11 protein-coding genes and 1 pseudogene are annotated in these 8,459 nt (G+C 68.0%); 7 read left to right on the top strand and 5 right to left on the bottom strand.

Annotation, left to right across the window (positions count from 1 at the left end):
• From ACESK5_RS18080 to ACESK5_RS18070, 3 genes are all read left to right on the top strand, one after another.
• Window positions 1-506: AAA family ATPase (locus tag ACESK5_RS18080; RefSeq protein ID WP_372912979.1), on the top strand; the 506-nt coding region annotated here is incomplete at its 5' end.
• 64 nt (window positions 507-570) lie between these two features.
• A complete protein-coding gene (locus ACESK5_RS18075) occupies window positions 571-1,059 on the top strand; it encodes a pyruvoyl-dependent arginine decarboxylase (protein WP_372912978.1) in 489 nt (162 codons plus the stop codon).
• Window positions 1,060-1,159: 100 nt separating this feature from the next.
• Entirely contained in the window at window positions 1,160-1,546 is a 387-nt protein-coding gene (locus ACESK5_RS18070; protein ID WP_372912977.1) for a DUF5811 family protein, read from the top strand.
• 88 nt (window positions 1,547-1,634) lie between these two features.
• Here ACESK5_RS18070 and ACESK5_RS18065 read toward each other — a convergent pair whose 3' ends face one another.
• Entirely contained in the window at window positions 1,635-1,955 is a 321-nt protein-coding gene (locus tag ACESK5_RS18065; RefSeq protein WP_372912976.1) for a hypothetical protein, read from the bottom strand.
• A 218-nt stretch (window positions 1,956-2,173) separates the two neighbouring features.
• Between ACESK5_RS18065 and ACESK5_RS18060 the strand changes: the two genes are divergently transcribed.
• Both ACESK5_RS18060 and ACESK5_RS18055 read left to right on the top strand, forming a co-directional pair.
• The gene (locus tag ACESK5_RS18060) at window positions 2,174-2,917 is read left to right on the top strand and encodes a hypothetical protein (RefSeq protein WP_372912975.1); all 744 of its coding nucleotides are present in this window, start codon (window positions 2,174-2,176) and stop codon (window positions 2,915-2,917) included.
• 29 nt (window positions 2,918-2,946) lie between these two features.
• Window positions 2,947-3,405, top strand: a complete 459-nt coding sequence (locus tag ACESK5_RS18055; protein WP_372912974.1) for a hypothetical protein — start codon at window positions 2,947-2,949, stop codon at window positions 3,403-3,405.
• Window positions 3,406-3,412: 7 nt separating this feature from the next.
• On the opposite strand, the gene infB is transcribed toward ACESK5_RS18055, so the two are convergent.
• Window positions 3,413-5,209, bottom strand: a complete 1,797-nt coding sequence (gene infB, locus ACESK5_RS18050; RefSeq protein ID WP_372912973.1) for a translation initiation factor IF-2 — start codon at window positions 5,207-5,209, stop codon at window positions 3,413-3,415.
• A gap of 250 nt (window positions 5,210-5,459) precedes the next feature.
• Here infB and ACESK5_RS18045 point away from each other — a divergent pair, with 250 nt between their 5' ends.
• Complete coding sequence (locus tag ACESK5_RS18045; protein WP_372912972.1) at window positions 5,460-5,690, top strand: PRC-barrel domain-containing protein; 231 nt, start codon at window positions 5,460-5,462, stop codon at window positions 5,688-5,690.
• 6 nt (window positions 5,691-5,696) lie between these two features.
• Window positions 5,697-6,155: an NOB1 family endonuclease gene (locus ACESK5_RS18040; RefSeq protein WP_372912971.1), complete on the top strand. Its 459-nt coding sequence runs from the start codon at window positions 5,697-5,699 to the stop codon at window positions 6,153-6,155.
• 112 nt (window positions 6,156-6,267) lie between these two features.
• Here the strand turns inward: ACESK5_RS18040 and ACESK5_RS18035 are convergent, their stop codons facing one another.
• From ACESK5_RS18035 to ACESK5_RS18025, 3 genes and pseudogenes are all read right to left on the bottom strand, one after another.
• Window positions 6,268-7,116 carry a formate/nitrite transporter family protein gene (locus tag ACESK5_RS18035; RefSeq protein ID WP_372912970.1) on the bottom strand — a complete coding sequence of 283 codons (849 nt, stop codon included), beginning with the start codon at window positions 7,114-7,116 and terminating at the stop codon, window positions 6,268-6,270.
• A 290-nt stretch (window positions 7,117-7,406) separates the two neighbouring features.
• A complete protein-coding gene (locus ACESK5_RS18030) occupies window positions 7,407-8,156 on the bottom strand; it encodes a lysostaphin resistance A-like protein (RefSeq protein WP_372912969.1) in 750 nt (249 codons plus the stop codon).
• Between the two features lie 52 nt (window positions 8,157-8,208).
• Window positions 8,209-8,459: pseudogene (locus ACESK5_RS18025) on the bottom strand (glucose-6-phosphate isomerase); the annotation flags it as partial.

Here is an 8,459-nt window from a genome sequence, read left to right as displayed (position 1 = left end):
CCAAGGAGCGCGAACCCGCCGTCATCTTCATCGACGAAATCGACGCCGTCGCCTCGAAGCGGACCGACTCGAAGACCTCCGGGGACGCCGAGGTCCAGCGGACGATGATGCAGCTGTTGAACGAGATGGACGGCTTCGACGAGCGCGGCGAGATTCGTATCATCGCCGCGACCAACCGCTTCGACATGCTTGACGAGGCCATCCTCCGCCCCGGCCGGTTCGACCGCCTCATCGAGGTGCCGAAGCCCGCCGCCGAGGGACGCGCACAGATCCTCGACATCCACACCCGCGACATGAAACTCGCGGGCGACGTGGACACGACCGCTATCGCCGCCGACCTCGACGAGTACAGCGGCGCGGACCTCGCCTCGCTCGCGACCGAGGCCGGCATGTTCGCCATCCGCGACGGGCGCACCGAGGTCACTCACGAGGACTTCGTCGCCGCCAAGGAGAAACTCGCCGAGGACGACAGTGTCGAGATACCCGGCCTCGACTACCAGTACTGACGCTCCCGCCCCCGGGTCGGCCGTATCGTAACGCATTATTCCTCGCGTCTCCCTTCTCGAACCGATGAGCACCATCTCCGTCGTCCGCGGCGTCGGACGCGCCGGGACGGCGATGGCCTCCTACGACGCGGCGCTCGCGGACGCCAACGTCCACAACTACAACCTCGTCACCGTCTCCTCCGTCGTCCCGGCCGAGGCGACGGTCGAACTGGTCGAGACGGCGCCCGACCTCGGACCGGCGGGCAACCGACTCACGGTCGTCCAGTCCCGCGCGACGGCCCGGGCGGGCACTGCAGACCAGGTCTGTGCGGGCTTGGGCTGGACCACCGGCCCCGGTCCCGGACTCTTCTACGAGGCCTCCGGGAACGACGCCGAGCGGGTGCGCGACACCGTCGAACGCGGACTGGCGGACGGGCGGGCGCTCCGCGAGTGGACGTTCGACGCCGAAGAGGTGGTCCTCGCGCGCGGCGATGTCCCCGACCGGGCCGGCTTCGACGAGTACACGACGGCCGTCGTCCTCGCCGTCTACGGCGAGAGCGAGCCCATCCTGTAGCGTCCGCTCCCGGACACGAGGGGAGGTGGATTTTCCGTCGAAACGGATGTCTCCGTCTCCGACGGCTTTTTGCGGCCCCTTCCCGTACCTGGACTGTCTGATGAACGGAAACAACCCATACGCGGGTGCCCCCGGCGTGGTCGGTGCCGGACAACCCTCTGCCGACGTCGAGGAGCTCTCCGCTGCGGAACTCCGGCAGCTTCGCGAGGCCGTCGCCGGTATCGTCGCGCAGACGCGGACGTACCTCCCCGACAGCTACGCCATCGGGTCGGAGCTGTCGAACAGCTCCAACGGTCCGCGGGCCACGGTCGCCGTTCACCCCCCCGTCGGCCACCCTGTCAGCGCCGGCCTCACGCCGGACGCCGACGACCTGGAGTCGGGACTCACGACGGAGGAGTGTACCGAAGTCGCGCGCGGCCTCGCGGCCTCCGCGGCGTTCCAGGTGATGTCGACGGTCGGTGACGACCTGACGCCGACCGCGCGGTAACCACTGGACGCAGGGCTGGCCCCGTTCTCGTCGTTCTCGTCGTTCCCGCCGGCCCCGACGCTTCCGACGTTCTCGGCCGCCTCGCTTCTCACCCGTGGGTCCGTCCGTCGTCCCCCGGCGTCTCTCGAGCCGCTCCGACTCCACTGCCGCTACGAGCGGAGGGACCGCCGACGAAGAGCCCGTACGCGAGCAGGAGTGCCGACGGCACCGACCCGAGGCCGGCCCCCGCGGACAGTGGGGCGCCCGCCAGCGTCGCCCACCCGAGCCCGACGAGGAGCGGCAGCGGCAGGACGGCGAGGAAGAGGTCGTACTTCGAGAGCGGATGGTCACTCGTGCCGACGTCGTGCGTCCCGCCCGGACGACCGTTCGAACCGCCGATACGCTCTCTGTGGTCGGTACGAGTGCTCATCGTGGCTCACCTCGTTCGTTCGTATGAATGCGCTCGACTAAAAAAATTTTCTGGGGAGGTTCGTTCGACGTGTTCTCGTGAATCGGTGTAACGTACGAATGGTGTCTGATAAGTCACGAGTAACTTATTCTCGGCTCGACGATGTCTCTCGATCGTTCGGAGTATCAGATTGTATACTGTGGCGATACGTTGACGACTGGCGGGGGTGTGCAGGTCGTATGCACCTCCGTCTCCGTCTCTCACTCCTCGCTCGAATGGCGTTCGCGGCCGCCGTCCTCCTCTCGATGTCGGCCGTCCTGGCCGTCTTCGCCGTCCTCTTCGGGGGACTGTTGCTCGGCCTCGTCGTGCCGGGTCTGCTCGTGTACGTCTACGACGTGGCCGTGCAAGCACCCCGCCTGTCGGCCGTCTCCGCGCTCCCACCGGCGGTCGTGGCGTGCGCCGCACTCGTCTGGCTGGCGACGGTGGTCTCGAAGTGGTCACGCGTCGCCCCGTACACGACGGACGGCCACCTGTTCCCGCCGTCGGACCCCGTCCAGGTGGTCGTGGCCGTCTCGACGCTCGTCTCCCTCTACCTGCTCGTCGTCGAGAGCGTCGTCGCCCTTGGCCTCGTCGCCTCGGCGGTGTTCGAACACCCCTGGGCGTTCTGGGCGTTCGGCGCGCTCGTCGTCGCCGTCTCGCTCGCGGCGTTCGTCACCGCCCCCCGGGCCGAGGCGCGGCGACTCCGCGAGCAGTCGCTCGACGGCGACTCGCGCGCGTCGCGGCCGGCGGACGGCGTCGACAGCGTGGTCCGCCGACTCACCCAGCAGGCGGGCGTCCCGACCCCCGAGGTCCGAATCGCGGCGTACGACCGGCCGGCCGCGTTCACCATCGGGGCGGGCGAGACGGCGACGCTCGTGGTGTCGAACGGGTTGCTCGACCGCCTCCCGCCGGCGGAACTGGAGGCCTCCTCGCCCACGAGGTGAGCCACCTGGCGAACGGCGACAGCCGCCTCATGGCGCTCGCGCTCGCTCCGGTCGTGTTCGCCGAGGACCTGTTCGAGGACGACCCCGACGACCTGGGCGAGTGGTTCTGGTGGCTGTTCGACCGGGCGCTGTTGCTCTACGGGCAACTCGGTGTCGCGGTGCTCTCCCGAGGCCGGGAGTGGGCGGCCGACGCCGGTGCCGCGGCGCTCACGGGGTCACCGGCGGCACTCGCGAGCGCGCTGGTCCGCCTCGACGAGGCTCGGGGTCCGCCGCCCGAGGACCTCCGGGAGTGGTCCGACGCCCTCGTGGCGCTCGACGTCCTCCCGACGCTCTCGTGGCGCTCGACGTCCTCCCGACGCTCTCGGCCGACGGGACGCTCGGAAGCTGGGCGTTCCGGACTCACCCGTCGACCGACACCCGCGTCGCACGGCTGCGGCGACTCGCGGCCGAATTGGAACGGGAGTGACGACCCGACCGAGGAGGGGTGACCGCGTCTCACTTCCCCCAGAAGGGGTCACGACGGCGGTGTTTGTCGAGGTACGACTGGAGCGCCTCGAGTTCGTCCGCCGGGATGTCCGACGAAAGCTCCTGTTCGAGAATCTTCGCGTGTTTCTCGGGGAGCATCACCCAGAGTTCGTCACCCTCGTCTATCTGTCGGCCGACCGTCGGCCCGTCGATGGCGACGCTCACCCGCTTCCCGGCGCGGACTTCGCTCACGTCCTCGCCCTGTTCTTGAATCCCGCTGAGTTGCCCGACGCGCGTCGGTTCGTTCCCCTCCCACTTGACGACGTACTGGTTGTTCTTCAGCGTCCCCGACATGACCTCGACGCCGACCACTGCCGGATTGGACTGCCGGAAGACGTGGTCTTCGAGGATCCGGAACCGGCACGGGCGGATGATCTTGTCGAGGACGTTCTCCTGCTGGGCGCGCTGCATCTCCGCGACGTACTCCTCGTACTCCTCGACGAGCTGGTAGATGACGTCGTCGTCGAACAGTCTGACGCCGGTCTTCTCCAGCTCCTCCCGGGCGTTCTTCAGCACGTCGACGTTGAACGCGAGGATGACTTCGTGTTTCTCCTCGTTCGCCGTCGACGCGACGGCGACGTCCCGCGGCGCGACGTCGCCCACCTCCGCGCGGAGGATGGGCACTTCGGCCTCGTCGAGCGCGTTCGCCATCGCCTCCAGACTGCCCAGCGTGTCGGCCTTGACGACGACGCCCTCTTCGGCAGTCTCGACCTTGATCTCGGCGAGTTCGCGCTTCACCTCGGCGATGACCTCGTCGACGGGGCGGTCCCGAACGACGCGGACCGGCGCGCCCGCCATCGCCGCTTCGAGGTCGGGCGCGGCGATTTTCACCCCGGACGCCGCCGTCACCTCGTCGACCCGCTCGAACCGCTTCTCGGTGCGAATCTCGGCGTTCGGCCGGGGCCGGAGGAGCGCGCGGACCTCGGTGACGATGGGGTCGTTCTTCCCGCCGACGACGATGGTCTCACCCTCGCGGACGGTGCCGTCGTAGAGGACGACGTCGAGCGTGGTGCCGAAGCCGCGCTCCTCTTTGACCTCGAGGACCGTCCCCGCGCCGGGGCCGGTCACGTCTATCTGCATCTCCTCTTTCATGTACCGCTGGGAGAGTCCCATCAGCACCGCCAGCAGGTCCGGGATGCCTTCGCTCGTCATCGCCGACGAGGGGACGACGCCGACGTTCTTCTGGAAGTTCTGGACGCGCCAGTAGAGGTCGGCGGAGAAGCCGTTGTCCGAGAGGTCGCCGATGATCTCGTAGAGGTTCTCGTCCAGCATCGACCGGGCTCTCGACGACTGGGCCTCGTACGTCTGCTGGATGGGCGCGCCCTCCTGTGGGTTCCACCCGGGCGTCGTGTCGATTTTGTTCGCGGCGACGACGAACGGCGTCCCCGTCCGTTTGAGGATGTCGATGGCCTCCACCGTCTGGGGCTGGAAGCCGTCGTTGACGTCGACGACGACGATAGCGATGTCGGCGAGTGCGCCACCCCGCGAGCGGAGGGTGCTGAACGAGTGGTGCCCCGGCGTGTCGATGAACAGCAGTCCGGGCAGGTCGAAGTCGTCGGGGTCGACGAGACTCCCGGCCATGCCGGAGATGGTTTCGAGCGGTACGGCCGTGGCCCCGATGTGCTGTGTGATGGCCCCCGCCTCGCCCTCCGAGACGGCCGACCCGCGGATGGTGTCGAGCAGGCTCGTCTTGCCGTGGTCGACGTGGCCGAGGACGGCGACGATGGGGGTGCGGAGTGCGGTAGGTGTGGTGTCGGATTCGGACATGAAGATCACCCCGGAAGAAGTTCCTTGTGAGTCAGGTGCCGGGGGGGAGAGTTAAGTCCATCGTCACGTGGTACGCCCTCGCCGGCGGCGGGACGGACGGCCGCTTCGTCCCGGTCACGTCTCCCGGACGCTCCGGGTGACGGGCGGTGCGTCCGTGGGCCTCGCTCGCCGTGGTCGGCGTCGTCCGGGCGTCTGACGCCCGTCTGCCGCCCCCGTGGTGTTTATGGTACCGCGCTCTCATAGCGGGCGTATGGTACTCGCGGAGAACCTCTCGGGGAAGGCGGTCATGGGTTCGGACGGGGCCGAACTCGGGACCCTGTACAACATCACGATGGACCTGAAGACGGGCAAACTGCACGACCTCCTGGTCGAACCGAACCTCGAAGTGTCGAGCGACTACGAACTGGACGACGAGAACCTGTTGCACGTCCCGGTCGGGAACGTGCAAGCGGTGAAAGACTACATCGTCGTCGCCCAGTAGCGCGCGATGCGACTTCTCGACTCGTCGGCGTTCATCAACGACTACCACACCGACGACCAGACGGCGTCGATTCCTGCCGTCCGCGACGAACTGGAGGGGTCCGCAGCGATGCGGTTCGAGGCGATGGAGGGCGCGGGGATGCACGTCCACATCCCCACCGAGGGGACCATCGCGAAGGTCCGCCGGGCGGCCACCGAGACGGGCGACGCGGGCGTCCTCTCGGAGACGGACACCCGACTCGTCGCCGCGGCGTTCGAACTCGACGCGACGCTCGTCACCGACGACTACGCGATGCAGAACGTCGCCGCCCGCCTCGACGTCGCCTGCGACGTCATCAGTCAGGACGGCATCACCGAACAGCGCCAGTGGCGCTACCAGTGTCAGGGCTGTGGCCGGGAGTTCGACGAGGACGAGGGACGCTGTCCCGTCTGCGGGATGGACCTGGCGCGGAAGAACCCCTCGTGACGAACGGGCCGGTTCGGAACGACCGTGTCGAACCCAGCGGTCGCCCGTCGCTCGTCGCTGTCTCCGTCGCCGTCGCTTCTCGCGCGACGAGTCGGCGCCGAGTGAGCGACAGTCACTCGTCCGCTCGCGTCTTCGACTCGAACTCCACGTCCTGCTGGTCGCCGGCCAGCGCGACGTGACCGTAGTTGAGAAGCCCGACGAAGACTCCGCCACCGATCACGTTTCCGAGGGTGGTGAAGAGCAGGAACGTCCCGAACGCACCGGCCGAGACGTTCCCTGCGAGCACCAGCGCGGACAACATTTCGGTCGTTCCGAGGATGGAGTGGTGAAACGGTCCGAAGCCGATCAGCGCAGTGACGAGCAGAACGAAGACGAGTCGTCCGATCGTGTCCCTGCTGGCGGCTGAGAGCCACGTCGCCAGTCCCATCAGCCAGCCCGCGACGACGCCGGAGAGGAGGACGACCCACCAGGGCAACCCCGAGAGTGCGTTCGCGAGCGAACCGAACGCGGACGGTTCGACGATCCCCATCGGTTCGCCGATGGCGGCGATCAGCCCGACGAAACAGACGCAACCGACGAGGTTCGAGGCGTAGACCACTCCCCAGAGTCTGGTCACCTCCGACACCGAGACACGACCGTCGAGCAACGGGAGGACTGCCATCGTCGTGTGTGCAGTGAACAGTTCGGTCTGACCGACGACGACGAACAGGAAGGCGACCGAGGAGATACTCGCCAGCGCGACCTGTTTCGAGAGTTCGGAGTCGAACCCGTCGGAGAACGTCAGAACCATAGCCATGAACAGGGCCCCGAAACTCAGATTGAGGCCGGCCGAGAACCCCGAGAGGAACACCCCTCTCGTCGGTCTGTCGATCTCTTTGAGCGCGCTCTCCATCTCGCGTTCGAGGATCCTCCGATACGAGAGCGTCGCACCCGACACGTCGTCGTCCCGTGCGGAGCTCACCGAGACTCCCTCATCGTCTCTCGGTGTACCGCACGCGTCGGTAAGTCACTTGACCTGGCGAGACCCACGACCCCGTCACACGGCTGTGAACCGCCTGAGACGGTATATTCGGCCCAGTCGGCCGTGTCGCTCGCGCCTCCACCGGTGTTGACGGTACGACGTGGTTGCCTCTGCAAGCCTCGGACCCGCTCCTCGGCGAGCGAACTACCCAAGTCGTGCCCCTCTTCACCGAGCGGTCGACTTCGGCCCGTCCCCCGGTGACGACCCGACCGCCGGCCGTCTACCGTCGCTCACACCATCCCCGTCGCGCCCACGTACTGGATGACGAACAGCGTCGAGTTGTAGACGCCGTGTGCCAGCGCGGGTGCGACGAGCGTCTCGGTCCGTTCGTACAGCACGCCGAGGACGATGCCGAGCACCGCGGCGATTGTGACGTACGCGAGTTTCTCCAGCGGCCCACCCGACACGGCCACCCAGTGGACCAGGCCGAACAGCCCGCTCGCGAGGACGATGCCCGCGCGGACGCCGAAACCCTTCCTGAGGACGCCCTGTGCGACTCCGCGGAAGAGCAACTCCTCGATGGGGCCGACGAGCAGCAGTGACACCGGAATCATGTAGAGGAAGTACACCGGCGCCCGCTTGCCCTGGGTGATGACCTGGTTCTCGCCGAACGACACCCCGGCGGCCTGGAAGAGGAAGCCGGCACCGAACTGCATCACGAGGAGGGCGAGAGTGGCACCGCCCGCGAGGAGGAGAGTCCGTCCCGTCGGCCGTCGGGTGTGGAGCACCTCCCACGTGTCCGTGATGGCGAGGAAGCCGACGATGGCGACGACGAACCCGACGAACTGGAGCACGGTCCGGGCGACGTTCAGCGCGAGGCTCCCTTCGGCGAGCAGGCCGACGTCGACGAGCCACGCCGACGTCGGCGCGACGACGGCGGCGGCGACGAGGAACGCGGCGAGTACCACCAGCACCGCCTGCGTGAGTCCGGCGAGGCGTTCGACGGTCGCCTCGCCCGCGTTTCGGGTCGGAGACTCCATCGGGGACGGATTCGAACCGAGCGCGGTTCAACTCTCCGGTTACCGACGCACGCTACTCGATTTCGAGTCGGGTCTTGTCCGCGACGGCGTCGGCCTCCTCGAAGTCGCCACCGCCGAGCAGCCCGCGGGCGGCCCGTTTGCCCCACTCGACCGCCGGCTGGGTGAACGTCGACACACCGGCGAGTTCGCCGTAGAGGACGCAGGCGGCCTCCATCGAGTAGAGGAGTTCGCCCAGCGCGTACTCGTCGACGTGGTCGATTTCGAGTCGGACGTTCGGGACGTCCGCCGCGACGAGCGAGGCCT

Origin of the sequence: Salinigranum sp. (genome assembly GCF_041641895.1) — an archaeon.
Taxonomy (GTDB): domain Archaea; phylum Halobacteriota; class Halobacteria; order Halobacteriales; family Haloferacaceae; genus Salinigranum.
This window is presented reverse-complemented; position numbering and strand designations above follow the sequence as displayed.